Source organism: Haloleucobacter albus (assembly GCF_052492075.1).
Map to the genome: position 1 here is coordinate 102,425 of NZ_JBQWAS010000029.1, position 22,759 is coordinate 125,183.

The 22,759-nt window shown below is 60.5% G+C and carries 20 protein-coding genes; 11 read left to right on the top strand and 9 right to left on the bottom strand.

Annotated elements, in window-relative coordinates; translation table 11 throughout:
• Positions 1–90: 90 nt before the first annotated feature.
• The gene (locus ACT6QH_RS12960) at positions 91–1,719 is read right to left on the bottom strand and encodes an acyl-CoA synthetase (protein WP_444975239.1); all 1,629 of its coding nucleotides are present in this window, start codon (positions 1,717–1,719) and stop codon (positions 91–93) included.
• A 270-nt stretch (positions 1,720–1,989) separates the two neighbouring features.
• Between ACT6QH_RS12960 and ACT6QH_RS12965 the strand changes: the two genes are divergently transcribed.
• A complete protein-coding gene (locus ACT6QH_RS12965; protein ID WP_444975240.1) occupies positions 1,990–3,906 on the top strand; it encodes a propionyl-CoA synthetase in 1,917 nt (638 codons plus the stop codon).
• A 72-nt stretch (positions 3,907–3,978) separates the two neighbouring features.
• Here the strand turns inward: ACT6QH_RS12965 and ACT6QH_RS12970 are convergent, their stop codons facing one another.
• Complete coding sequence (locus ACT6QH_RS12970; RefSeq protein WP_444975241.1) at positions 3,979–4,353, bottom strand: hypothetical protein; 375 nt, start codon at positions 4,351–4,353, stop codon at positions 3,979–3,981.
• 316 nt (positions 4,354–4,669) lie between these two features.
• On the opposite strand from ACT6QH_RS12970, the gene ACT6QH_RS12975 reads away from it, so the two are divergent.
• The 3 genes from ACT6QH_RS12975 to ACT6QH_RS12985 all read left to right on the top strand — a co-directional run bounded on the left by ACT6QH_RS12975 (position 4,670) and on the right by ACT6QH_RS12985 (position 7,133).
• Positions 4,670–5,371: an outer membrane protein gene (locus tag ACT6QH_RS12975; protein WP_444975242.1), complete on the top strand. Its 702-nt coding sequence runs from the start codon at positions 4,670–4,672 to the stop codon at positions 5,369–5,371.
• 166 nt (positions 5,372–5,537) lie between these two features.
• Positions 5,538–6,452 (top strand): MBL fold metallo-hydrolase, encoded by a 915-nt coding sequence (locus tag ACT6QH_RS12980; RefSeq protein ID WP_444975243.1) that lies wholly within the window; start codon positions 5,538–5,540, stop codon positions 6,450–6,452.
• Between the two features lie 3 nt (positions 6,453–6,455).
• Entirely contained in the window at positions 6,456–7,133 is a 678-nt protein-coding gene (locus ACT6QH_RS12985; protein WP_444975244.1) for an SOS response-associated peptidase, read from the top strand.
• 14 nt (positions 7,134–7,147) lie between these two features.
• Here the strand turns inward: ACT6QH_RS12985 and ACT6QH_RS12990 are convergent, their stop codons facing one another.
• On the bottom strand, positions 7,148–7,888 hold the full coding sequence (locus ACT6QH_RS12990; RefSeq protein ID WP_444975245.1) for a hypothetical protein: 741 nt from the start codon (positions 7,886–7,888) through the stop codon (positions 7,148–7,150).
• A 197-nt stretch (positions 7,889–8,085) separates the two neighbouring features.
• Here ACT6QH_RS12990 and ACT6QH_RS12995 point away from each other — a divergent pair, with 197 nt between their 5' ends.
• On the top strand, positions 8,086–8,997 hold the full coding sequence (locus tag ACT6QH_RS12995; RefSeq protein WP_444975246.1) for an extensin-like domain-containing protein: 912 nt from the start codon (positions 8,086–8,088) through the stop codon (positions 8,995–8,997).
• An 80-nt stretch (positions 8,998–9,077) separates the two neighbouring features.
• Here the strand turns inward: ACT6QH_RS12995 and ACT6QH_RS13000 are convergent, their stop codons facing one another.
• Positions 9,078–9,680, bottom strand: a complete 603-nt coding sequence (locus ACT6QH_RS13000; protein WP_444975358.1) for a L,D-transpeptidase — start codon at positions 9,678–9,680, stop codon at positions 9,078–9,080.
• 312 nt (positions 9,681–9,992) lie between these two features.
• Here ACT6QH_RS13000 and ACT6QH_RS13005 point away from each other — a divergent pair, with 312 nt between their 5' ends.
• The 3 genes from ACT6QH_RS13005 to ACT6QH_RS13015 all read left to right on the top strand — a co-directional run bounded on the left by ACT6QH_RS13005 (position 9,993) and on the right by ACT6QH_RS13015 (position 12,173).
• The gene (locus ACT6QH_RS13005; RefSeq protein WP_444975247.1) at positions 9,993–10,226 is read left to right on the top strand and encodes a hypothetical protein; all 234 of its coding nucleotides are present in this window, start codon (positions 9,993–9,995) and stop codon (positions 10,224–10,226) included.
• A 141-nt stretch (positions 10,227–10,367) separates the two neighbouring features.
• The gene (locus ACT6QH_RS13010; RefSeq protein WP_444975248.1) at positions 10,368–11,354 is read left to right on the top strand and encodes a magnesium transporter CorA family protein; all 987 of its coding nucleotides are present in this window, start codon (positions 10,368–10,370) and stop codon (positions 11,352–11,354) included.
• A 27-nt stretch (positions 11,355–11,381) separates the two neighbouring features.
• Positions 11,382–12,173 (top strand): SDR family NAD(P)-dependent oxidoreductase, encoded by a 792-nt coding sequence (locus ACT6QH_RS13015; protein WP_444975249.1) that lies wholly within the window; start codon positions 11,382–11,384, stop codon positions 12,171–12,173.
• A gap of 79 nt (positions 12,174–12,252) precedes the next feature.
• On the opposite strand, the gene cysG is transcribed toward ACT6QH_RS13015, so the two are convergent.
• The 3 genes from cysG to ACT6QH_RS13030 all read right to left on the bottom strand — a co-directional run bounded on the left by cysG (position 12,253) and on the right by ACT6QH_RS13030 (position 17,697).
• A complete protein-coding gene (cysG, locus tag ACT6QH_RS13020) occupies positions 12,253–13,749 on the bottom strand; it encodes a siroheme synthase CysG (RefSeq protein WP_444975250.1) in 1,497 nt (498 codons plus the stop codon).
• 137 nt (positions 13,750–13,886) lie between these two features.
• Complete coding sequence (gene polA / locus ACT6QH_RS13025; protein WP_444975251.1) at positions 13,887–16,889, bottom strand: DNA polymerase I; 3,003 nt, start codon at positions 16,887–16,889, stop codon at positions 13,887–13,889.
• 280 nt (positions 16,890–17,169) lie between these two features.
• Positions 17,170–17,697 carry an SH3 domain-containing protein gene (locus ACT6QH_RS13030; RefSeq protein ID WP_444975252.1) on the bottom strand — a complete coding sequence of 176 codons (528 nt, stop codon included), beginning with the start codon at positions 17,695–17,697 and terminating at the stop codon, positions 17,170–17,172.
• Between the two features lie 162 nt (positions 17,698–17,859).
• On the opposite strand from ACT6QH_RS13030, the gene ACT6QH_RS13035 reads away from it, so the two are divergent.
• Together ACT6QH_RS13035 and ACT6QH_RS13040 are read left to right on the top strand one after the other, a co-directional pair.
• Positions 17,860–18,861 (top strand): 2-hydroxyacid dehydrogenase, encoded by a 1,002-nt coding sequence (locus tag ACT6QH_RS13035; protein ID WP_444975253.1) that lies wholly within the window; start codon positions 17,860–17,862, stop codon positions 18,859–18,861.
• Positions 18,862–19,093: 232 nt separating this feature from the next.
• Positions 19,094–19,570, top strand: coding sequence for a response regulator (locus tag ACT6QH_RS13040; RefSeq protein WP_444975254.1), 477 nt, complete (start codon positions 19,094–19,096; stop codon positions 19,568–19,570).
• 115 nt (positions 19,571–19,685) lie between these two features.
• On the opposite strand, the gene ACT6QH_RS13045 is transcribed toward ACT6QH_RS13040, so the two are convergent.
• Together ACT6QH_RS13045 and ACT6QH_RS13050 are read right to left on the bottom strand one after the other, a co-directional pair.
• On the bottom strand, positions 19,686–19,970 hold the full coding sequence (locus tag ACT6QH_RS13045) for a glycine zipper domain-containing protein (protein ID WP_444975255.1): 285 nt from the start codon (positions 19,968–19,970) through the stop codon (positions 19,686–19,688).
• Positions 19,971–19,992: 22 nt separating this feature from the next.
• The gene (locus ACT6QH_RS13050) at positions 19,993–20,820 is read right to left on the bottom strand and encodes a response regulator (protein ID WP_444975256.1); all 828 of its coding nucleotides are present in this window, start codon (positions 20,818–20,820) and stop codon (positions 19,993–19,995) included.
• 190 nt (positions 20,821–21,010) lie between these two features.
• Here ACT6QH_RS13050 and ACT6QH_RS13055 point away from each other — a divergent pair, with 190 nt between their 5' ends.
• Entirely contained in the window at positions 21,011–22,747 is a 1,737-nt protein-coding gene (locus ACT6QH_RS13055) for a histidine kinase dimerization/phosphoacceptor domain -containing protein (RefSeq protein ID WP_444975257.1), read from the top strand.
• Positions 22,748–22,759 lie beyond the last annotated feature (12 nt).

Consider the following 22,759-nt stretch of genomic DNA (forward strand, 5'->3'; position numbering starts at 1 on the left):
AAAGGGCGCGCATTTTCTGCCCAAGCGCGACATTCGACCAGCAAGCCCCATAAAAAAAACTGCGGGCCCGAAGGCCCGCAGCTGAATGGCTCAAAGCTCCTTTGCGAGCGTCCGCAAACGGAACTTCTGGATCTTGCCGGTCGAGGTCTTCGGAATCTCCTCAAAGAGGATATGCCGCGGGCACTTGTAATGGGCCAGATGCTGCTTGCAGTGGGCGATCAGCTCCTCAGCGGTTGCGGAAACGCCATCACGCAGCTCCACGAAGGCCAGCGGCGTCTCGCCCCACTTTTCATCGGGCTTGGCCACAACAGCAGCCGCGCTCACGGCCGGATGCTTGTAGAGTGCATCTTCCACCTCGATGGAGGAGATGTTCTCGCCACCGGAAATGATGATGTCCTTCGAGCGGTCCTTGAGCTGAATATAGCCATCGGCGTGTTTCACACCCAGATCGCCCGAGTGGAACCAGCCACCGGCGAAGGCCGCATCCGAAGCGGTGGGGTTCTTCAGATACCCCTTCATCACCGTATTGCCGCGGAACATCACTTCGCCCAGCGTCTCGCCATTGGCCGGCACAGGCTGCATGGTTTCCGGGTCCAGCACATCCACCGCATCCATGGCGGCGTAACGCACACCCTGGCGCGCCTTCTTGATGGCGCGTTCCTTGGCCGGCAGCTCATCCCATTCGGCGTGCCAGTCATTCACCACGGAGGGGCCATAGACTTCAGTGAGGCCATACACATGCACCACATTGAAGCCGGCGTCCTGCATGGCGGCCAGCACGGCTTCCGGCGGGGGAGCCGCAGCGGTGATGAACTCCACCTTGCCGGGCAGCTCACGCTTTTCGGCTTCCGGGGCGCCCAGCAGCGTGGACATGATGATGGGTGCGCCACACATATGGGTCACGCCATAATCGGCGATGGCATCAAACATCGCCTTGGCGCGCACCTGGCGCAGGCACACATGCGTACCCGCCACCAGAGTGATGGACCAGGGGAAGCACCAGCCATTGCAGTGGAACATGGGCAGGGTCCACAGATAGACCGGATGCTTGCCCAGCCCGCAGGTCACCGCATTGCCCACGGCGAGAAGATGCGCCCCGCGATGGTGGTAGACGACGCCCTTCGGGTCACCCGTGGTGCCGGAGGTGTAGTTCAGGGAAACGGCGTCCCACTCATCATCCGGCCCCTTCCACTCGAATTCCGGATCACCGTCGGCGAGGAAGGCTTCATATTCGTAGGTGCCGATGCGATCGCCCTTGCCGGTATATTCCGGGTCATCATAGTCAATGACGATGGGCTTGCGCACGGACATGGCCAGCGCGGCGCGCATGATGGGCGAGAATTCACGATCCGTGATGAGCACCTTGGCTTCACCATGGTCGATGGTGAAAGCCAGAATGGCCGCATCCAGACGCGTGTTGAGCGAATTGAGAACAGCGCCCGTCATGGGCACGCCATAATGCGCCTCAAGCATGGCCGGCACGTTGGAGAGCATCACCGCGACAGTGTCGCCCTTGCCGATTCCCAGCTTCGACAGCGAGGAGGCCAGACGGCGGCTGCGCTCATAAAATTCGCGATAATTGAAACGCTGGGAACCGTGGATAATCGCGGTGCGTTCCGGAAAAACGCTGGCTGAGCGTTCCAGAAAACCGATGGGGGTCAAAGGCCGATAATTGGCTTCATTCCGGTCGAGGTAAAAATCGAAGATATTGCCCGCCATGATCTCCCCCTGGAGCGTAAAGTTACGTCCTGCCCGCAGCTTTTTTCCCGCCGGGCCGGATTGCCTGTGAAACCAGGACGGGTGAAATTAGCTAGGCTCTATAGTTCGCGCAATCGTCAGAATAATAAAACCAAAGTCTCACGCACATGCGCGTGCGAACGCCGCGCGGGAGGCATGTTCTACCAAGGTCTTACGCAATAGAGCGCACTTGCGATGTAAAATGCCGACCTGCACTACAAAGCCAACAAATGCGTGAGGAGGAACACGTCCATGGGAGAGATCACCAGCAGCCGTTATGCTGAGACCTATGCGCACTGGCGCAATGATCCGTCAGCTTTCTGGGGTGAGGCGGCCAGCAAGATCGACTGGATCAAGCCTGCCACCGCCGTCTTTGATGAAAAGGCTGGCATTTATGGGCGCTGGTTCGTCGGCGCGACAGCCAACACCTGCTATAATGCCGTAGACCGGCATGTGAAGGCTGGCCGCGGCGAACAACCCGCCATCATTCATGACAGCCCCGTCACCGGCACCAAGCGCACCGTGACCTATGCTGAACTGCAAGACGATGTCAGCGCGCTCGCTGCCGTTCTACAGGATCTGGGCGTACGCAAGGGTGACCGCGTTCTCGTTTACATGCCCATGGTGCCGGAAGCCCTTGTCGGCATGCTGGCCTGTGCGCGCATCGGTGCGATTCATTCCGTTGTGTTTGGCGGCTTCGCAGCCAAGGAACTCGCCACCCGCATTGAAGATGCCGAGCCGAAAGTGGTTCTGGCCGCTTCCTGCGGCATAGAGCCGAACCGCGTGGTGCCCTACAAGCCGCTTCTGGATCTGGCCATTACCATGTCGGCCGTAAAGCCCGAAGCCTGCCTGCTGTTGCAGCGCGAACAGGGCCCCGGCGCGCTGACCGAAGGCCGCGACCATGACTGGGCAGCCGTTGTCGCTGCCGCCAAGGCCGCTGGCAAGGCGGCAGAATGTGTGGAAGTGGCGGCAACAGACCCGCTCTATATTCTCTACACCTCCGGCACCACAGGAAAGCCCAAGGGCGTGGTGCGTGATACAGGCGGCCATATGGTGGCGCTGACCTGGACCATGGAGAACCTCTATAACGTGAAGCCGGGCGAGGTTTTCTGGGCAGCTTCCGATATCGGCTGGGTCGTCGGCCATTCCTATATTGTGTATGCCCCCTTGCTGGCGGGCTGCACCACCATTGTTTATGAAGGCAAGCCTGTTGGAACACCGGACCCCGGTGCATTCTGGCGGGTGGTGGCCGAGCATCGCGTCTCCGCCCTGTTCACGGCTCCCACGGCCCTGCGCGCCATCAAGAAGGAAGATCCCGAGTGCACCTACAAGGAGGGTCTTGACCTTTCCTGCATGCACACCCTCTTCCTGGCCGGCGAACGGGCCGATCCCGATACGGTGAAATGGGCTGAAGAAAAGCTGGGCGTGCCCGTGGTGGACCACTGGTGGCAGACAGAAACCGGCTGGGCCATCGCGGCGAATCCTGTGGGCCTGGGCCTGCTGCCCATCAAGCTCGGCTCTCCCACCGTAGCCATGCCCGGCTATGATGTGCAGGTGGTGGATGAAGCCGCCAAGCCGGTGCCCCGCGGCGAAATGGGCTCCATCGTGGTAAAGCTGCCGCTGCCTCCCGGTTGCCTGCCCACCCTGTGGCAACAGGATGAGCGCTTCACCGAAAGCTACCTCACCGAATATCCCGGCTTCTATAAAACGGCAGATGCCGGCTTTATTGATGAAGATGGCTATATCTTCGTGATGGGGCGCACCGATGACATCATCAATGTCGCCGGCCACCGCCTCTCCACCGGCGGCATGGAAGAAGTGATCGCCTCACACCCGGATGTCGCCGAATGCGCCGTGATCGGCGTCAAGGATGCCCTGAAGGGTGAAGTACCCTGCGGTTTCGTAGTGCTGAAGGCCGGCGAACGCCGCTCGACCGATATCATCGAGAAGGAGCTGGTGGGGCTGGTGCGTGAACGCATCGGGCCGGTCGCCGCCTTCAAGCTGGCTGTGACGGTGGACCGCCTGCCCAAGACCCGCTCCGGCAAGATCCTGCGTGGCACCATGAAGAAGATTGCCGATCACGACGCCTGGTCGATTCCCGCCACCATTGATGACCCGGTGGTGCTGGAGGAGATTGAAGGCATTCTGAAGCAGCGTGGTATCGGCTAAGGCAGACGCCGCCCAAAAACAGGAAAAGGCCCGTCAACCAGACGGGCCTTTTTTATTGCCGGCCCTCAGGCCTCAATCCCACTTGTTATCCAAAGACGGCACATAACAGGTGTAGCCGATGAAGCATTCCTTCTTGTCTCGTGTTGGCACCCATTCCGGGCGCAAGCTATCGCCCATGGAACAGAACCGGAGACCCGACACATAGCGGTCAAAAGTGTTTTCGCCGGTACGCAGCACCACCCCGCCTTCTTTCGCGACAAGTTTTACAGCCTCGGCACAACTCATATTCAATGTGGAAGGCATGGATTGCGCACGCGCCTCCAGATTTGGACCGCCCCAAAAGCCTGCGAGTCCTGCCGCGACGACAAGAAGACTTCTGCACATACCCTGAATACATTCGAACTTCAGGCTTCTTTTACACTGCATGACACGACCCTCCCAAGCCATTCCGAGTTCCCGATTCCCCTTGACACACCATTTCAGAACACTCCAGGCAAGATTTATTTACACTTCATTTACAAATGCCGTCGCCAAACCGGTACGAAACCATGGCGAATTAAGGCAATTGTGTGAAATAGGTATCATGGTAGCGATTCCCTCGTTTGAAGCCTCTCCATTTTTCCTCACTGTGGCATGAAAGCTACGGACATTCCGCCGACACCCTGCTACAACCACATTCATTGAACGGGCCCAAGGGGGCGACGTTCACGACCCGAGAGGCCCGATATTCAAATCGGGTAGTAAACCCATCAAGGGGGATAATATGAAGCGGTTCCTTCTCGCCACTGCTGCTGTGGCTGCGCTCACTGTCCCGGCTGCTGCTGCCGATCTGGCGGTGAAGTATCCGGTCAAGGCCATTCCGGCCCCCGTGTTCTCCTGGACCGGTTTCTACATCGGTGCCAACTTCGGCTTCGGCGGCGGCGACACCAACGTGTCTTACGCCACTCTGGCTCCCGTCACCGCTCCTGGCGTTGATCTGAACAGCTCCGGCTTCTTCGCTGGCGGTCAGATCGGCTACAACTATCAGCTGGCCAACAATGTGGTGATCGGTCTCGAGACCGACCTGCAGTGGTCCGACATCGAAGCCAAGTACTCCGAGAACTGGATCGGTGGTGACACGGCTTCCGTGAAGCTTGACTACTTCGGCACCATCCGCGCTCGTCTCGGCTACGCCTTCGACCGGTTCATGCCCTACATCACCGGTGGTGCTGCCTACGGCAAGGCCAAGTTCAACACCACGACCTTCCCGAACGTTCTTGACTCCTCCAGCACCCGCTGGGGCTGGACCATCGGCGGTGGCGCTGAATACGCCATCACCAACAACTGGACGTTCAAGGCTGAATACCTGTACGTCGATCTGGGCACGGCTGCTGGCGCGACCAACAACATCCTGACCAACATCCCGACCTTTGAGCACGACAACAAGTATCACACCATCAAGGCTGGCGTGAACTACAAGTTCTGATCCCTCTGGGTCGACTTGATCGGGAAGCCCGCTGCGCAAGCAGCGGGCTTTTCCCGTTTGCACAATGCTTTGAACATCGCCTCTGGCCACAAATGTGGAAAGCCCCATAGCGCTTCCGTCCATTTTCGCTTGTTCAGTCGAAGCGAAAATGCTCTAGCTTTAAGGCATGAGTGCGGACATTCCCTTTTCGCGTGAATTTGATGCTCCCGCCGGACAGGTGGAGCAAATCACGCCACTTGTGCGTCGTATCGTGGCGCCCAACCCCTCTCCCTTCACCTTTACCGGCACCTGCACCTATATTATCGGCCATCGTCGTGTCGCCATCCTCGACCCCGGCCCTGATTTGCCAGCGCATATTGATGCCCTGTTGCACGCCGTGAAGGGGGAAGAGGTCAGCCACATCATCGCCACTCATACCCATCGCGACCATTCACCAGCCGCCGCCCCTCTCAAGGCTGCCACCGGCGCGCGCACAGTTGGCGCAGGCCCGCATGAAGCTGCGCGCCCCCTGCATATTGGTGAAGTCAACCGGCTGGATGCCAGCGTTGATACGGATTTCAACCCGGACCTCACCTTGCTGCACGGGGACACCATCACCGGCCCCGGCTGGACCCTGAGCGCCATCGCTACCCCCGGCCACACAGCCAATCACCTGGCTTTTGCTCTGGCTGAAGAGGGCCTTCTGTTTTCCGGCGATCATGTCATGGCATGGGCCACCTCCATCGTCGCACCACCGGATGGCGCAATGGGGGACTATATTCGCTCGCTGGAAATTCTCGGGCACCGTGACGAACAGCTCTACCTGCCCGGCCATGGCGGCCCGGTTCAGAACGCGCCCTCCTTCGTCAAACACTATCTGGACCATCGCATGGCTCGCGAAGCTGCGATTCTGCGCGGGCTTGACCGAAACGCTTCTACAATTCAGGAGTTGGTGCGCGGTATTTATATTGGCCTTGATCCGCGCCTGGTGGACGCAGCCTCTCTCACGGTCCTCGCCCATCTGGAACATCTCGTGTCAGAAGAGCGGGTTTTCACTGAAGGCGACCCCTCCATCACCGGCCACTATCGCCTGATCCGCTGACTCATGTGCGGGCGCTTTGTTCAGCAGATGCCTCCCACCGCCTATGCACGCCTCTATGGTGTGAAGGCGGAAGATGCGCCCCTGCCCAATACACCTCCCCGTTACAATGCCGCCCCCACACAGAAGCTGCTTGTCTTGCGACGCAATCCGGAAAACGGACACCGCGTTCTCTCCCTTCTGAAATGGGGGCTTGTCCCTGTCTGGGCCCAGGACAGCAGCGGAGGAGCTCGACTGATAAATGCCCGCAGCGAAACTGTGCGGGAAAAGCCTTCCTTTCGCGCAGCATGGACCAAAAAGCGCCGCTGCATCATTCCAGCGGATGGCTTTTATGAGTGGCAGCGCCACGAAAATACGAAACGCCCCTTTTACATCACTCTCAAAAACCGGGCGCCCATGTCGTTAGCAGGCTTATGGGAAGGCTGGAAAGATCCGGCCTCCGGCCAGTGGCTACGCACTTTCACCATCCTCACCTGCCCCGCAAATGAGGCCGTTGCAATGCTGCATGATCGCATGCCCGTGATTCTGGCACGCAACGACATCAGCAGCTTCCTCACCGCACCAGACCCATATGAACTGCTACGTCCCTGCCCGGCTCGGGATATTGAATCCTGGCCAGTCTCCAGCGCCGTGAACAATGTCCATAATGACGGGCCGGACCTCATGCAGCCGCTCCCGGCCTGACAAGAGCAAGCCATTCAGGAATCACCACTCTGCATCCGGCGCTTGAGATTTGTCAGAACAGACTGAAGCAGCGCCTCCCCCTCACTGAAACCAGAGCCCGCATCCCTAGGAACCAGCCGGATATCTACCAGAGACAGTCCTCCTGCCTCTCGCACACGAAAAACAATGTGAAAAGTCCGGCGCGTTACAGAGAAGTCCGCGACAGCCTCTACACAGAGTTCAGGATTTTCCCCACACTTTCCAGTAAGATCCGAAGCAAAGCGCCAGCCACGCGCTCGCATTTCTGCCAATACCTTCTGAAAAACATCTCCCGGCATAGAAGCCACTTCAAGTGTCTTCAACGCGCCGCTCTTCATCGGGCGACGTGACAGCTCCTCAAGCCCTAGCAGAGCCAGAATATCTTGCGGATGCGCCATTATCAGCGCCCGAAATCGCGGCGGATCATCAGGATTCGTGGAGACATCCTGCATTTGCGAGCCGGCCACATCTCGCGCGATCAGAATCACAGGGCCCGCCAGCACAGCAGCGCTGATGATTATGGCCCAGCAGGCGCGCCCCATTCCGATCCAGCCATTTTCCCATAATCGCACAAAGGCAATGCTGCCCATCCCACTGGCCAAACAGGCCACTCCCGACGACACAATCATGAGCTGTGCGGCGGAGATTGCCGAAATCTGGTTCGTGGACGCCATATAGGATGCCAGAAGGAGGAGAAAAGCGGATAAGAAGGCCAAATGCAGGCTCCAGCGCGCCAAAGGCGACCTTCTTCCCTCGCGATATAGGCATCGCTTCCACATCATGCTCCTCCGCATCCAGAACGGATCATACACTCAGTGGTTGAATTTCTGACAAAGCTCCGCTTTTCCTCTGGCCCCTCAAACTGTGAGCGACCTCTCGGGAAGGGTACGGAATGATCGACCCTCACGGCATCGCCCATTAAAGTGAGCGGGATATGCTGACATCCGCTTCCGCCAACGCCGGCGTCACTGCGCCTCGCAATCTCCCGCGCCACGCCCCTGCCAAGGGCAGAGGCACCACGCTTTGGGCTGGCCTCCTGCTTTCAGTCGCCATCATCACATCAGCAGAGGCGGCTCCGGCCTCTGCCCCCATGCCGCCAATCCGCCCGGTGGAGCTACTACGCGATGGCGCGCCAGCAGAAACGGTCATGCAGCAGCCGGCAACAGCTGCCGCACAAAACACCGTGCGTGGCGTGCATGTTTCAACGGAAGACGAGATGCCGGCACTCTGCACCGAGCTTGTCAAAGCCGGCGTGATCGAGGCTGCGGCCGTTGAAAACCTGAAAGTGCCCCGCCCCTGCTCTCTGCCCCAGCCGGTGCGGCTGGATGGTATAAGGCTGGCCGATGGCAACCTTGTTCGCCTCAGACCCGGAGCCACAATGAGTTGCGAAATGGTGGTCGCAATTCTGGATTGGACACGAGAAGATCTTGCGCCCGCAGTGGAACAACTCGGGGCGCGTCTGGAAATGCTGAAAGTTGCCTCCTCCTATGCCTGCCGGGGGCGCAATCGCAAGAAGGGCGCCCGCATCAGCGAGCATGGCTTTGGCAATGCCATGGATGTGAGTGGATTTGAACTCAGCGACGGGCGCACCTTCACCATCAAGGCAGGGCTTCCCGCCCCGCTCGCACTGGCGATGAAGCAGAGCGCCTGCGAACGATTCGCCACTGTGCTGGGCCCCGGCTCAGATGGCTATCATGAGGACCACATTCATGTGGACCTTGCCAAGCGGCGCAAATCTTACAAGCTTTGCCGCTGGAAACTCCGCAACCGCACGCCCGTGCTTGCCCGGCAGACCGCCCAAGCAGCCCCTGTGCCTCTGCCTGCACCAAAGCCGCTTATGCCCTGAGAGGTCTTTCTCAAACATACAGCTACAAAAAAGGGCGTCGCACTCACATGCGACGCCCTTTTTTGATCTTCACGATACAATCAAAGCACAACAACTTCCGCGCCGCTGGGCACGCGGTTGTAAAGGTCGATCACATCTTCATTCAGCATGCGAATGCAGCCGGAAGAGATAGCCTGACCGATCAATTCCGGCTGATTGGTGCCGTGAATGCGGTACAGCGTATCGCGCTTGCCCTGATAGAGGTACAGCGCACGCGCGCCCATGGGGTTATGCGCCCCCGGCTCCACATAAGACGGCAGACCGGAAATACGCTGATGAATTTCCGGCGTCGGCGTCCAGCCCGGCCACTCGGCCTTGCGGCCCACACGGGCATTGCCATGGAAGGCCAGAGCCTCTTCGCCCACGGCTACACCGTAACGAATGGCTTTGCCATCACCCTGAACATAATAAAGAAACTTGTTCGGCGTATCGACAACGACAGTACCCGGCTTTTTGCTTGTCGGATAATCGACAATATGCCGCGCATACCGGCCCTGCGGCTTCACATTCGGGTATGGCTTGTTCGCGAGCAGTTTTTTATCTCGCGATGTCAAGACTCCGTCCGACGTTGGCGCCAAGGTTGCGTTCATACATCCGCCAAGTGCCAATCCGAGTAGAAGCGCCCCGGCAGCCCGCCACATCATCTTGTCTCTTCCCCATGCCATGTAAGGGAGCCTCCCCCTTAACCAAAACTGCATTAACCCAATGCCCGGCGCGCTTGAAGGGCTGAGCGAACATGCGCGTCGCCTTCTGATGAAGCGTTGCAGAAATGCCGCAGGCTCTCACCTTTCAGCAGGCATGTTTGGAGTTTCTCAAGCATTCAGGTGCCTTCTATCCACAAGACCCCAGAGAAGACGCATCGCGCGCATAGTTTTGACGCAGTTCATGCCCATTCGATGGGGGTCTTGAAAGTTCAGGTGCCGTGCAGAAGGCACGGTGTCGCCAAGGAGAAGGACATGTCCACCCATCAGTCGTCGCAGGCGCAGTCCCAGCGGTTCGAGAACGATCCCGCGCGTCAGGCGCAGAGCCAGCAGTGGCATACGATCGGCATTCCCGCCGTTGCCGCTGCCGCTCGTCAGGCGGGCGAACAGCAGACCGTAAATTCCGCCACGCCCAAGAGCGTGCAGACGGGGGGCACCACCCCCAAGCGGATCGTCACCCTTCGGGAGATTGACCACCTCTTTGCCTGATCCACACCGGCTTCGGCCGGCGTGGCGCAAGGCCGGGAATGACGAGCAGTTTCATATGCGTGGATAAAAAGGCTAGAAGGGGCCGTCCATGGTGCCCCTTCACAGGGATGCCCAAAGCAGGTTTGCCCGAAAGCCCACGCCATGATCCTCTCCTACCTGCCCGCCGATGGGCATCTGCAAGCGGAAACTCCGGCCGATAACAGCCCGGATCTTCCATCGGCGGTCTGGATTGACATGATTTGCCCCACCGAAGCCGAAGAAGCTGCGGTGGAGCGTGCGACGGGAATCGAAATTCCCACGCATGAAGAGATGGTGGAGATCGAGCAATCCAGCCGTCTTTATGTGCAGAATGGCGCACGTTACATGACCGCCTCCCTGCTCTGCCGGGATGCGGATACACAGATTGCGGAAGGGACGGCTGTCACCTTCATTCTTTGCGGCAATCAGCTCATCATCGTGCGCTATGCCGAACCCCGCGTGTTCAAGGCTGTCGCCACACATCTGGCCCGCACATGCCCGCTTGACGTGACCGGCGAAAAAATTCTCATCGAAATTCTGGAAGCCGTGGTGGATCGTGGCGCCGATATGCTCGAGCAGATCGGCATGGAGGTGGATGGCCTCTCCCGGCGTGTCTTCGATCATGATGAAAACGGCAACCGGCGCAACGCCAGCCAGCGTTATCGCGATATTCTCGCCGAGATTGGCCGCAAGGAGCGCCTGCTTTCCGCCACGCGGGAGAGCCTGGCCTCCCTGCAACGCCTCCTGTCGTTCCTGGGTGCGGATGCGGCCGGCCTTTCGGTGACCAGGGAATCGAAAATTTCCATCAAATCCATGAGCCGCGATGTCGCCGGCCTTTCGGATTATGCAGCCTTCATGAGCGGAAAGCTGCAATTCATGCTGGATGCCACCATCGGTATGGTGGGGCTGGAGCAGAACAATATCATCAAGATATTCGCCGTGCTCTCCGTGGTGCTCATGCCACCCACGCTGATCGCCTCCATCTATGGCATGAACTTTTCCCACATGCCGGAGCTGCAAGTCAGCTTTGCCTATCCGCTCACACTTGCAGCCATGGTGCTCTCCGGCATTCTGCCCTATGTCTTCTTCAAATTGCGCGGCTGGCTTTGAGCCCGCCAACAAAGTTGAGATCCTTTCATGACTGACAGCCCCGCCGGCACGCCGAACCCGGCCCCTGCCGAGCATGTTACCGATCGTCCCCTCGCCGGGAAGGTCGCCCTTGTCACCGGTGCAACGCGCGGCATTGGCGCAGCCACGGCGCTGGCGCTGGCGAAAGCCGGCGCGCATGTCATCGCCGTGGGACGTACACAGGGCGGACTGGAAGAGCTGGATGACGCCATTCAGGCCATTGGCGGCAGCACCACGCTGGTGCCGTTGAACCTGACGGATTCCGAAGGAATCGACCGGCTGGGCGCAGCCCTGTTCGAGCGATACGGGCATCTGGATATCTATGTGGCCAATGCCGGCACGCTGGGGCCGCTTTCCCCTCTGGGCCATGTCTTCCCCAAGGATTGGGATTCGACCTTCGCGCTGAATGTCACGGCCAACTGGCGCTGTGTGCGTTCGTTTGATCCTCTGCTGCGATTGGCCCCAGCCGGGCGCGTGGTGATGGTTTCCTCCGGCTCCCCGCACAAGGCGAAGGCCTATTGGGGGCCCTATGCCATCTGCAAATCCGCCCTTGAGACGATGGCGCGGACATGGGCGGCTGAAAGCATCAACAGCCAGCTCAAGATTAATATATTCAACCCTGGCCCCACCCGCACCAACATGCGCGCCAAGGCTTTCCCCGGCGAAGATCCGATGACCCTGCCCGCGCCGGAAGTCGCCGCAGAGGCCATTGTGCGCATGTGCCTGCCGGAGATGGACTTCACCGGGCGCATCTATGATCTGCCACAAGGCAAGTGGCTGGATTATCAGATGCCGGCCTGAGCCGGGTCTGAAACATCAAAAAGGGGCCTTTACGGCCCCTTTTCCATTTTGCACAGCCCCCACGGTTTCCTCTGCGGCTTCAGCCTGCCGCAACAGCAGCAATCGGCGCGGCCTCACCCGGCCAGACATCCGCCGGCAGTGCGGCGGCTTCCGCCAGTGCATGGCCATAAAGCACAAGGCATGGCCCTTCTGCCCCAGCCTCATGTGCAGCGGAAACGGCCGCTTCCAACTGGCCAAGCGGTGCGGCCACCACCTTCTCATCTGGGCGCGTGGCCGAGAAAATCGCCAGCGCCGGGGTGGACAGGTCTGCCCCTGCAATTTCAAGAGCGGCAACCAGAACGCCCAGCGTGCGCCGGGGCATATAGACCACCGTTGTCGCGGCCGGATCACTCAGCGCCTTGAAATCCAGATCCTTCGGCAGCTTTCCATCCCGGCCATGAGCGGTGACAAATTGCAGCCGCCGGGCATGATCGCGATGGGTCAGTGAGGTCAGAAGGCGGTTTGCGGCCCCTTGCGGTGCGGAAATACCTGGAATGGACTCGACCGGCACACCCGCCGCGCGGCAGGCGGCGATTTCCTCGCCCGCCCGGCCAAAAATCATCGGCTCGCCCCCCTTCAGCCGCACCACGCGGCGGCCCTCACGGGCAAGGCTCACCATCATGCGGTTGATGTCATCCTGCTTGCAGGAGGGGCCATGGCCAATCTTGCCCACCAGCATCTTCTTCGCCTCGCGTCGGGCAAAATCCAGCACCTCAGACGAAACGAGATTATCGTAAAGAACCACATCAGCCGATTGCAGGGCGCGCACGGCCTTCAGGGTCAGCAATTCCGGGTCTCCCGGCCCGGCCCCTACCAGCACGACGGAACCGCCCCGCCCCGCATCCTCTCCCACCCTCTCAAGGTTTGAGAGAAGGGCGGTGCGGTCTGCCTCATCCGGTACATTGTGCGGCCTCTGCAAAGCACGCTGCGAGAAACGCTCCCAGAAGGTGCGGCGAGCGCGGGTGGAAAGGCCGGAGACATTTTCCCGCCAGACCTTGGCCGCCGAGGCCCAGCCCCGGAAACCGGCCGGCAGCAACGCCTCAATGCGCCCGCGCACAGCCTGCCCGAAAACCGGAGCACCGCCATCCGTGGAGATACCCACCACCAATGGCGAGCGGTTGACGATCGCCCCGAAAGTGAAATCGCTGGGGGCGGGATTGTCGATCATGTTCACGGGCACGCCAGCCGCGCGGGCGGCAGCCACGAACCGCGTCACCTCGGCCTCATCCGCGCTGTCACCAATCGCCAGTGCAGCACCCTCCAGATCCGACGCAGACCAGTCCCGAACATGAAGGGTGATTGGCCCCTGTGGCGGTGAGGCGGCGACCTGCACCATCTCGCAGCTCATCTCCGGCGCAACCGCATCCACCACCGCACCGGCGGCGGACAGCAACTCAACCTTCCAGGCTGCGGCGCTGGTGCCACCCAGCACAAGAACCCGACGCCCCTGAAGCCCGAAAAACACCGGCAGGCGCGCCAAAGGCTCCATGCGGGCACGGACGGGCAAAGGACGGGCGGCCAGATCAGAAATGGCCATGTGCAGAACTCCGAATGCAGACAGGCGCGAAACAGGGTGGAGGCCTTGCCTCCTCTATTTCACATCCTATGACTACGTTTTCAGAAATTCAACACGAAAAAATGAGATTAAATTAAATCACATCTATAATTTGCTATTTAATGTGCTTCATCCCAGTTCCGGGCCGCGCGGGCTTCCACCTCCAGGGGCACAACAAGCTGTACGGCCGGGGCCGCCGCCCCTTCCATCACCTGCTGCACCACGGGAATGGTTTTTTCCGCCTCACCCTCCGGCACCTCGAACACCAGTTCGTCATGCACCTGCAACAGCATGCGCGCCTTCAGCCCGGCCTCATCCAGTGCCGGTTCCATGCGGATCATGGCGCGGCGAATAATATCCGCCGCCGTGCCCTGCAACCGGGCATTGATAGCCGCGCGCTCATTGAAGGCCCGGATGGAGGGGTTCTTGGCCGCAATATCGGGATAATGGCAACGCCGGCCAAACAGCGTTTCCACATAACCATGCTCGCGGCAGAAGACTTTCGTCTCCTCCATATAATCGCGAATGCCGGGGAAGCGCTCGAAATAGCGCTTGATATATTGCCCGGCCTCCTCACGCGGAATGCCAAGCTGGTTGGCCAGCCCGAAGGCCGAAATGCCATAGATGATGCCGAAATTGATCGCCTTGGCCCGTCGGCGCACCTCGGCGGGCATATCCTTCACCGGCACGCCGAAAATCTCGGATGCCGTCATGGCGTGAATATCCAACCCCTCCTTGAAAGCCTGCCGCAACACCTCGATATCGGCGATCTCCGCCAGAAGGCGTAGCTCAATCTGCGAATAATCCGCAGAGAGCAGCAGATGGCCCGGCGCGGCCACAAAAGCGCGGCGAATGCGCCGGCCTTCTTCGGTGCGCACGGGAATATTCTGCACGTTCGGATCAGAAGAGGAGAGCCGGCCTGTGGTAGTGGCCGCCAGCGCATAGGAGGTGTGCACACGCTGGGTCTGCGCATTCACATAATTGGGCAGCGCATCCGTATAGGTTGAGCGCAGCTTGGAAAGCTGACGCCATTCCAGAATTTTCTGCGGCAGTGTGTGCCCCTGCTCCGCCAAATCTTCCAGCACATTGGCGCGCGTGGACCACGCCCCCGTCGCCGTCTTGCTGCCACCGGGCAAGCCCAGCTTGCCGAACAGGATTTCACCGATCTGCTTGGGGCTGCCGACATTGATCTTCTCGCCCGCCAGCTCACATATCTCGGCCTCGATGCCTGCCGCCTTCTGGGCAAACTCCGAAGACAGGCGCGCCAGCAGGGCCTTGTCAATGGAGATGCCCCGCTCCTCCATGCGCACCAGCACGGGAATGAGCGGGCGCTCCAGCGTTTCATAAACGGTGGTTTTGCCTTCTGCCACCAGACGCGGTTTCAGCACCTGCCACAGGCGGAAGGTCACATCCGCATCTTCCGCCGCATAGCCGGAGGCCGCCTCGATCGAAACCTTGTCGAAGGTGATCTGCGCCTTGCCCTTGCCAACCACTTCCGTAAAGGCAATTGGCGTGTGCCCCAGATGGCGAACGGAAAGATCATCCATGCCGTGATTATGACGCCCTGCATCCAGATCATAGGAGATGCACATGGTGCAATCGACCGGCTCCACCGTGATGCCATGACGCTTCAGCACCAACTGGTCATATTTCACATTCTGGCCGATCTTGAGGGTGCCCTTGTCCTCCAGCATGGGGCGCAGCAGCTTCAGCGCCTCTTCCATCGGAATCTGGCCACCAAGAAGCCCGTCGCTGAACAGCCCTTCCCCACCGCGATGGCCAAGGGGAATGTAGCAGGCCTCACCCGGCGCGAGGGCCAGCGAAACGCCGACCAGATCGGCCGACATCGGGTCCAGTGATGTGGTTTCGGTATCGAAGGCCACCACACCCTGATCCATGGCCCGAGTGCACCATGCTTCAAGCTCCTGCGGCGTGGTGAGGGTGGCGTATGTCTTGTGGTCCACCGGCAAGGCGCGCGCCTGCTGAGCGCGGGACTGGGCCAGCGCGGAAGGCGTCATCACCTGCTCGCCAATCTCTGCGGCCCCATCCCTGCCCGCGGCCTGCTCTGCCGGCTTTTCGGCCTTGCCTGGGTTTGACTGCGCCACAGTTTCATCGCCGGGTGTAAACAGGCCGCCATCCGGGGCCAGTTTCGAATCCGGGTCCACCGCGCCGGCATCCACCTCATAGGCTTCCGCCACACGCCGGGTGATGGTGGTGAACTCCATGGCCTTGAGGAAGGCGACCAGATGGGTCGGATTCGGCGCTTCCAGCACCAGATCCTCAAGCGGCACCTCCACGTCCACATCCTGCACCAGGGTCACGAGGGTCTTGGAGATGCGCGCGGCCTCCGCATTCTCGATCAGGGACTGGCGACGCTTGGGCTGCTTGATGGTTTCCGCCTTCGCCAGCAATGTCTCCAGATCCCCGAATTCCCGGATCAGGGTCGCCGCCGTCTTGATACCGATACCGGGCACGCCGGGCACATTATCGGTGGAATCTCCCGCCAGCGCCTGCACATCGGTGACCTGCTCCGGGCCCACGCCGAAATACTCTTCCACCTCGGCCACACCGATGCGGCGCTCCGGCCGCGCGCCCGCCCGGCCATTCTCGCCCGAGGCCGGATCATACATCCCCACCTTGGGGCCAACGATCTGCATCAGATCCTTGTCAGCGGAAACCACCAGCACATCGGCCCCGGCTGCCGTAGCCTGCCGGGCATAGGTGGCGATCAGGTCATCCGCCTCGTAACGCGCCTGCTCCACGGGAATAAGGCCGAAGGCGCGCACCGCCTCCCGCATCAGGGGAAACTGGGGAATCAACTCATCTGGCGGCGGCGGACGATTGGCCTTGTATTGTGGATAAAGCTCCTTGCGGAAGGAGGCCTCCGACTTGTCGAAGATAATCGCCATATGGGTGGGGCGAATGCCCATCGCCCCTTCGCGCACAAACTGGAACAGCTTGTTGCAGAACAGCCGCACCGCCCCTGTCGGCAGCCTGTCCGAGCGGAAATTATATTTCCTGTCCTGATTGATGGACTGGAAATAGGCCCGGAACACGAAGGACGAGCCATCCACCAGAAACACATGGTCACCGGGCTTGATGGGGCGGGGATGTGGGGACATCGGCTTTCCAGTTCGGCATTCCGGGCGAGCGCGCCTGCCGGGCCTGAAGTGTCAGGCTCAACCAGCACGCACCGGACAAGGCAAAGGGGGCGGGAAGGCAACAGCGCACGCGCAATCACGCGCCGGGCGGTGCCCCTTTCATATGGGGCGCACGATGCCCGAGCATGACGCGCCAAACAAGCCTTTCAGGGGATTGTCCCTGCCTTTGCAGCGCATGAACGCGCCATTTGCGGAGTAGCCCGGCCTGTTTGGCCGGGCCTTCGCATCACGCAATTTTGCGTCACTCGATCTTTTCGTCAGGATAGACACCAAATAGCTCGGGCTGGGCCACATAGCCCTCAAAACCCTTGCCCTCCAGATAGCAGAATTTGCCGTTGCATTCCCTCACCGTGCCCAGCACACCCGGTTCAAGCTGGGCGACAACTTCGGCCGTTTCCGCCGGTTCATCCCGCAGCGGCACGGTACCCTCTTTCTTCCAGGGGGCGATCAAGGCCGTGCGGCGGGAGGACAACAATGAGTGATACACCCAGCCCTCCGATCCATCAGAATCACGAATGCGCCGCCAGGTTTCAAATTCCGCTGTTACTTCAACGGGAAGGCCCGCGCGGGAAAAAATCCAGGCCACATCGTGGTTCCGGTTCGGGCCATTGCGCACATTAACCTTGTCCGCCTTTAGTGAAACGAAGCGTGGCACAGGCAAGCCGGTTACACTGTTGCCCGCAGCCTCCGCCGGCTTGTCCGCGCCAGCGGTCACCGCGAAAGCAAGTGCAAGAATGGCAAGGCTTCGCAGGCCCAAAGGTCGCGCCATCGGCAACATCAGCTCTGTCCTTTCACAGTGTTTTACACCGTGGGGAAGTGCGCCTGCACCCGCGCTTCGTCAAGACCGCAGTGCGAAAGGGCGCTTTGTGTTTCCCCGCCTGTCTGATAGACGGGGGAGAACGGTTAAAAAATGGGGAATGGGGGAGTGCCCATGGTGCGCCGCAAACCGCTGGTCGTCGTCACACGCAAACTGCCGGAATCGGTGGAAACGCGTATGCGGGAACTCTTCGACGCACGTCTGAACGTCGATGATACCCCTATGGATCAGGCCGCGCTTGTTCAGGCTGTGAAGGAAGCCGACGTGCTTGTGCCGACAGTGACGGACCGGATTGATTCGGCTGTGCTGTCCCAGGCTGGAGAGAATCTCCGCCTGATCGCTTCCTTCTCCAATGGTGTGGACCATATCGACGTGGCCACCGCCCTCAACCGGGGCATCACCGTCACCAATACGCCCGGTGTTCTCACCGAGGATACGGCGGACCTCACCATGGGTCTCATCATCGCCGTGCCGCGCCGCATCGCGGAAGGCGCGCAGGTGATGACCAATGAAGGCGAGGACTGGGCCGGCTGGTCGCCGACATGGATGCTCGGCCGTCGTATCTGGGGCAAGCGCCTTGGCATCATCGGCATGGGGCGCATCGGGCAGGCTGTCGCCCGGCGCGCCAAGGCTTTCGGCCTCCAGATCCACTATCACAATCGCCACCGTCTGCCGCACGCCGTGGAAGAGACGCTGGACGCCACCTATTGGGACAGCCTCGACCAGATGCTGGCCCGGATGGATATCGTTTCCATCAACTGCCCGCATACGCCGGCCACATTCCATCTGCTTTCCGCGCGTCGCCTCAAGCTGCTGAAGCCGGAAGCCTTCGTGGTGAACACCGCGCGCGGTGAAGTGATCGACGAAAGCGCCCTCGCCCGTCTGATCGAATCCGGTGACATTGCCGGCGCAGGTCTGGATGTGTTCGAGCAGGAACCGGCCGTGAATCCCAAGCTGGTGCGCCTCGCCCGTCAGGGCAAGGTGGTGCTGTTGCCGCATCTTGGCTCCGCCACGCTGGAAGGCCGCGTGGATATGGGCGAAAAGGTCATTGTGAACATCAAGACTTTCATGGATGGCCATCGCCCGCCGGATCGGGTTCTGCCGGCCATGCTCTGAGTTCTCTCTTCCGACAGCCACCACGCTGCGGAATGGACCTTAATCATAAGGGCTGGGCCATGGGTCCGGCCCTTTTTCATGTCTGCTTCATCTCCCGGTCCGCCTTCCGGCCCTTCCCCCTGGCTGGAAAGATGGCCATGATGCCTCCGGCCATCAGGCGTGAGTGCACCGCTAAAATACGCAGCACACCCGTCAGCGGCCTTTCTGGAGGCAAACAAGGGGGAGATGTGCCGTGGAGGCCGGGGCAAGTGGGCGCGAAGCCATTCTTCTGGTGGAGGATGACCCCATCGTGGCGCTCGCCGCCCGCCATGCGCTGGAAGATATGGGCTTTCATGTCACCACTGCGCCTCATGGCGCGGCAGCTCTTCATCATGTGCGCAGCGCGCACAGCGCCTCTTCATCATCCGCTTTGGCTGCACCCTGCCCAGCAGGTGCTGCGCCAGAAACGCCGCAACATTGCGGCCCCTTCATGCTGGCCATTGTAGATGTCGGCCTGCCCGATATGTCTGGTACTAAAGTAGTGCAGGCACTGCGCGACCTTGCCCCCACCTTGCCCATCATCATCGCCAGTGGTCACGCATGGGCGGAACTGGAGGAGGAGTTCAGCAACCTCTCCGCCATCTTCCGGCTGGATAAGCCCTACAGCGGAGCCAGCCTGCGCAACGCCTTGTGCAGCATGGGCATTCAGCCCCCCCACCCAGAGGCGTAAGCCCGCAACCACACACAAACAAAACCCCCGCACCACAGGGCACGAGGGCTCATGTCAGGCGATCATTCCACACCGGCCTCACAGTAAAGCCAGACCTCAGGCGGAAACGCCAGTATCACCGACGATGCAGCAACAGGCCGACAAGAAGGCCAACACCTGCGGCCACGGCACAGGCCGTCACCGGCTGCTCGCGCACGGTTTCCTTCAGCGCGCCGCAGCCCCGCCCCGCCACACGCGAGGCTTCGCCCGCCATATGCTCAGCCTTTTCCGCAGTTTCCTTCGCCTTGGTGCGAGCACTCTCGCCGGCATTTTCCAGCATGTGAGCCAGCTCTTCACGCATCTGGCTCAGTTCCTTGCGCAGATGGTCCAAAGTCACGTTGTTCTCGGCAGTATCGGCCATGAAACCCTCCATTGGGTCATCTTCAGGAAAACCGGCCAATCTCTTGCGCCCCGGCGGAGCCCGCCTTTGCCACAGCCCGCTCGGCCTCATGAAAGAAGAGCGCCTGTGCAATGGTGGCCTTCACCGTTTCGCTCAGGAACGGCTTGGCTATCAGATAGGTTGGTTCGGGGCGTTCTCCCGTCAAGAGGCGATCAGGAAAAGCCGTGATAAAGATGACAGGAACATTGAAGCTGGAAAGAATATCTCCCACGGCATCAATTCCAGACGAACCATCAGCAAGCTGAATATCGGCCAGAACAAGGCCAAATCCACCTTCGCGCGCCATTTCCACAGCACGGCTACGTGTGGGGGCCACGCCAACAACCTCGTGCCCCAGCTCACCCACCAGTGTTTTCAGATCCAGCGCAATGAGCCACTCATCTTCGATAATGAGCACGCGCGTGGCCGTCTGGCGATCAATATCGCTCTGCGCCGCCATCACCTGCGCTTCCACCTGCCCCATGCCCAGGCCCAGAATGCGGGCCGTTTCGGCATAGGAGAACCCTTCCATGGCTGTCAGCAGAAACGCCATGCGGGATGACAGCTCCAGAGATTGCAGACGTTGATCCGCGCGCAGTTCAGGCTGCCCCTCCGTGCTGGCCGTCCCATCACGCCCCGCCATACGCAACTGATGAAAGGCGCGATACAGCGCCACACGCGGCGAAGCATCCACATCCACCTCCACGCGCCCATCCAGCATGGCTTCGAGCGTCTCACGCACGGCCACATCCCCGGCCTGCTGCGCCCCCAGCAAGGCGCGCGCATAGCGCCTCAAGGCCGGCAACTGCTTCACAAGGGACGAATTGGGCATCCTGTCTCCTTTACCCGCCATCGCTCATCCACAACGCCCCGCACTGGCAGGCATTCAGTCTGTAAGCTTCAACGCGGCCAGAACATAAAAGTTCCACACCTTCCCGGCTTCACGCCCTGCTTGATGGAACCATCCGGCTTTTTCAGCATTATGAAGGCGATAGCCATGTCGCACAGCAGCGGAGGGGTGGGTGACAGGTCAAGGACCAGACGCGCGAAACTCCGCCAGACCCGCCCGACATCGTGAGCGACATGCCATTTTCGCCTCGGCCATGGGCCGCCCCCGTCACCTGTTGGATAGTGTGCGCCGCCGGCTGGTTCTGGTGTTGGTTCTCGCGCTCGCTCCCATCACCATCCTCACCTTTTCGCAGGGCCTTGCCTTGGTGCAGAACCGGGAACAGGCTGCGCAGGAACGTTTGCTGCGCGGGGCAGCCTCAGCCGCCGGGCAGATGGAGGATGTGTTCCTCACGGCCAGCTCGGCTCTTGCGAATCTGGCGCGCCTGCCCACGATCAGGCAGGCTGCGGAAGGCTGTGCAGATATACTGGCGGGGGCTGTGGCGGGCCTGCCCTTTGCCGGCAATATCGCCCTGCTCGATCAGGCCGGAACCCCGCTCTGCTCCGCACGCGCCGATTTTCAGCCCGTAATGCCGGAGCCTTCCACCACACCTCGCCCCCCTGTGGCCGGCCTCTCCCTGCATCGCTTGGGAAATAGCGCACCGACCCTTCTGGGCCTTCTCCCTCTTGATGATCCGGCAGGCCGGCAGATGGCCATGGAAATCAAGACCAATTGGCTCAGCACACATATGAAGCGGGAATTGCTGCCGCCGGAAGGCATTATCGCCCTGCTGGATACCGATGGAACAGAACTGGCCAGTAATGCGCCCGCTGGAACGCTCCGTCTTTTTCCCACCCCTCGCATCCTGAAGGCATATCCAAAAGTTATGGAACGCCGGGATGAAGCCGGCCAGCTCTGGAGCTGGACCCTTGTGCCTCTGAGGCGGGACGGATTGACAGCCGCCTTTGCTCTGCCCACGGAAAAGCTGATGCGCCGCAATGCGCTCACCATGCTTACCAGTTTCGCCATGCCCGCGCTTATTGCCATGCTCAGCCTGATTGCGCTCTGGGTGGCGATAGACAGCACCATTTTGCGCTGGCTGCTGTATCTGCGACGGGTCACGGCGGTTTATGCGCAGGGCCATTATGGCTTTCGCCCCACCCTGCTGAAATCCGCCCCCAGTGAGTTCCGCGTTCTGGGCCATGCGGTGGAAGACATGGCCAGCGCCGTCCGCCAGCGTGATGCCCGATTGCGAGCCAATCTGGCGGAAAAGACAGCTCTGGTGCGCGAGATTCACCACCGCATCAAGAACAGCTTACAGATTGTCGTTTCCCTCATCAGCCTGTATGGCGCGGGCCTGCATGCGGGCGAGGATCGCCAGCGCTTCGAGCAACTGCGTATCCGCATCAATACGCTCGCCCTTGTCCATCGCATTCTGCATGAAGCCATGGATGGTTCCCGCGTGCATCTGGGTGAATTGCTGCGCGAAATGGCCGGTCTGCTTGAGAACAGCGCAGATCAGCCCATGCGCCTTTCCGTCGAGGTGGAAGATGCACCCCTCTCCACTGATATGGCCGTGCCGCTGGCGCTGATGGTGGCGGAACTGGTGCTGGACCTGCTGCCTCTGGCGGCCTCATCACCCGCGCAATTCATGCTGGAAGGCGCCATGCGGGAGGGCAAATTGCAGGTCTGCGTGGGAATCCATGCCAATGCAGATAGGCCAGAGCTGACAGATGAGGTGCGGCACATCATGAACCGGGCGGATCTGGCGCAGGGTTTCGCCGGCCAGCTTGGCGGCTCTCTCTGCGTCTCCCAGCGCGGCTCCTGCGGCATGATCTGCGCCTCTTTCCCCCCGCAGGAAAGCCAAGGCTGATCGCTCATGCAC

Bases quoted from the DNA above. Each gene is read 5' to 3' on its own strand.
- ACT6QH_RS13010 (WP_444975248.1), top strand. From the start codon at position 10,368: ATGATCCTCTCCTACCTGCCCGCCGATGGGCATCTGCAAGCGGAAACT.
- ACT6QH_RS12995 (WP_444975246.1), top strand. From the start codon at position 8,086: ATGCTGACATCCGCTTCCGCCAACGCCGGCGTCACTGCGCCTCGCAAT.
- ACT6QH_RS13000 (WP_444975358.1), bottom strand. From the start codon at position 9,680: ATGATGTGGCGGGCTGCCGGGGCGCTTCTACTCGGATTGGCACTTGGC.
- ACT6QH_RS12970 (WP_444975241.1), bottom strand. From the start codon at position 4,353: ATGGCTTGGGAGGGTCGTGTCATGCAGTGTAAAAGAAGCCTGAAGTTC.
- ACT6QH_RS13045 (WP_444975255.1), bottom strand. From the start codon at position 19,970: ATGGCCGATACTGCCGAGAACAACGTGACTTTGGACCATCTGCGCAAG.
- ACT6QH_RS13035 (WP_444975253.1), top strand. From the start codon at position 17,860: ATGGTGCGCCGCAAACCGCTGGTCGTCGTCACACGCAAACTGCCGGAA.
- polA (WP_444975251.1), bottom strand. From the start codon at position 16,889: ATGTCCCCACATCCCCGCCCCATCAAGCCCGGTGACCATGTGTTTCTG.
- ACT6QH_RS12980 (WP_444975243.1), top strand. From the start codon at position 5,538: ATGAGTGCGGACATTCCCTTTTCGCGTGAATTTGATGCTCCCGCCGGA.
- ACT6QH_RS12960 (WP_444975239.1), bottom strand. From the start codon at position 1,719: ATGGCGGGCAATATCTTCGATTTTTACCTCGACCGGAATGAAGCCAAT.
- cysG (WP_444975250.1), bottom strand. From the start codon at position 13,749: ATGGCCATTTCTGATCTGGCCGCCCGTCCTTTGCCCGTCCGTGCCCGC.
- ACT6QH_RS13015 (WP_444975249.1), top strand. From the start codon at position 11,382: ATGACTGACAGCCCCGCCGGCACGCCGAACCCGGCCCCTGCCGAGCAT.
- ACT6QH_RS13050 (WP_444975256.1), bottom strand. From the start codon at position 20,820: ATGCCCAATTCGTCCCTTGTGAAGCAGTTGCCGGCCTTGAGGCGCTAT.
- ACT6QH_RS12985 (WP_444975244.1), top strand. From the start codon at position 6,456: ATGTGCGGGCGCTTTGTTCAGCAGATGCCTCCCACCGCCTATGCACGC.
- ACT6QH_RS12965 (WP_444975240.1), top strand. From the start codon at position 1,990: ATGGGAGAGATCACCAGCAGCCGTTATGCTGAGACCTATGCGCACTGG.
- ACT6QH_RS12975 (WP_444975242.1), top strand. From the start codon at position 4,670: ATGAAGCGGTTCCTTCTCGCCACTGCTGCTGTGGCTGCGCTCACTGTC.
- ACT6QH_RS13030 (WP_444975252.1), bottom strand. From the start codon at position 17,697: ATGGCGCGACCTTTGGGCCTGCGAAGCCTTGCCATTCTTGCACTTGCT.
- ACT6QH_RS13005 (WP_444975247.1), top strand. From the start codon at position 9,993: ATGTCCACCCATCAGTCGTCGCAGGCGCAGTCCCAGCGGTTCGAGAAC.